Origin of the sequence: Nocardia cyriacigeorgica NBRC 100375 (assembly GCF_000308555.1) — a bacterium.
Lineage (GTDB): Bacteria > Actinomycetota > Actinomycetes > Mycobacteriales > Mycobacteriaceae > Nocardia > Nocardia cyriacigeorgica.
This window is the reverse complement of sequence record NZ_BAFY01000021.1, coordinates 1-1,395: the sequence shown is the minus strand read 5'-3', so window position 1 is coordinate 1,395 and position 1,395 is coordinate 1. Positions and strand designations below refer to the sequence as shown.

The 1,395-nt window shown below is 64.3% G+C and carries 3 protein-coding genes; 2 read left to right on the top strand and 1 reads right to left on the bottom strand.

Annotated features, from left to right (window positions below; genetic code table 11):
* Positions 1–60 precede the first annotated feature (60 nt).
* Positions 61–636, bottom strand: a complete 576-nt coding sequence (locus tag RJ05_RS01510; protein WP_036532164.1) for a dihydrofolate reductase family protein — start codon at positions 634–636, stop codon at positions 61–63.
* Positions 637–708: 72 nt separating this feature from the next.
* Between RJ05_RS01510 and RJ05_RS01505 the strand changes: the two genes are divergently transcribed.
* On the top strand, positions 709–1,290 hold the full coding sequence (locus RJ05_RS01505; RefSeq protein ID WP_036532162.1) for a TetR/AcrR family transcriptional regulator: 582 nt from the start codon (positions 709–711) through the stop codon (positions 1,288–1,290).
* A gap of 21 nt (positions 1,291–1,311) precedes the next feature.
* Positions 1,312–1,395, top strand: an 84-nt coding sequence (locus RJ05_RS32850; protein WP_373365046.1) for a DUF1918 domain-containing protein, incomplete at its 3' end; no start/stop codon positions are given.

Below are 1,395 nucleotides of genomic sequence, written 5' to 3'. Positions count from 1 at the left end.
GTTTGATACCGATGCCGACGGGCTATTGCCGCCGGTGATCGGCCTGGTCGGAGCCGGGTCTCAGGCCCGGGTGAGCCAGGTGACCTGGGTGCCGTTGCCGAACTCGCGCCGCCTGGTGGGAGTGAAGCGCGTCGGCCGGAACGGACCGTCGAGCGCCCGGACACCGGCACCGGCCGATACCGGATAGCTCTTGACGACGAGTTCGTCGATCTCATCGATGAGCTCACCGGCGAGCTTGCCGCCGCCGGCCAGCCAGATATCGAGGCCGTCCTCCTGCTTCAACCGCCGCACGAGGCCGACCGGGTCCGATTCCACCAGCTCGACGCCCGAGTCGTCGATCGTCGCGAGCGTGCTGGACACGACGTACTGACGCAGATGCGGGTACGGGCTGGTGATCCCGACGGCCAGGCCGGGCTCATAGGTGCCGCGACCCATCACGACAGTGTCGAAGTTCGTGCCGGTCATACCCTCGGCTACCCCGAAATGCGGCCAGGCATGAGCCGGGAGGGTTTCGGGGTAGTCGGTGGCGATCCATTCGGTGAAGTCCGGCGGGAGCGGAAAGAAGTCGATGCCGCCATCGGGACCGGCGATATAACCGTCGAGGGTCATGCCGACGTAGTAGACGAGCTTTCGCATGTGAACCACCTGGAATGTTGTACTCTGTTTGTAGTGGTTTAAACGTAGTACTACAAACGGAGTGGTGTCAAGGTGAGAACGAATCCGGAGCGCAGGCAGGCTTTGCTCGACGCGGCCATCGAGGTCCTGGCCCGCGAGGGCGCGCGGGGGTTGACCTTCCGCGCGGTGGACAAGGAGGCCGGCGTCCCCGCGGGCACGGCCTCGAATTACTTCGCCAACCGCGACGACCTGATGACCCAGACCGGCAGCCGCTTCTACGAGCGGCTCGAACCCAGCGCCGCGATGATGGCCAAGCTCGGCGGGCCGAAGACGAAGGAAACCATCACCGAGTTGATGACCGACGTGGTGGACCGCCTGGAAACCTTCCGCACCGGTTACCTCGCCCTGCTGGAACTACGCCTGGAAGCGACCCGGAGACCGGAACTGCGCGAAGTGCTCACCGAACGAGTCCGCGCCGATATCGAATACAACGTCCGCAACCACATCGACGCCGGCATGCCCGGCGACGAGGACACCGTGTTACTGCTGTACCTGGCGTTGAATTGGCTGATCATGGACCGGCTCACGCTGCCGGGCATCTTCACCGAAGAGCAGAGCAGGCATCTGATCGAAACCGCCGTCGCCCGCGCCATAGCAGAGCGGGACGGGTTGTGATGTGCACCACGGTCCCCGATAATGGGAGCCATGATGGCGAACGTCGGAGATCGGCTCCATGTGCACGGTCACATCGTGGGCGACCATGATCATCTCGGCGAGATC

What these genes read in the sequence shown, in the direction of transcription:
- RJ05_RS01510 (WP_036532164.1), bottom strand. Translation starts at nt 636, where the DNA reads ATGCGAAAGCTCGTCTACTACGTCGGCATGACCCTCGACGGTTATATC.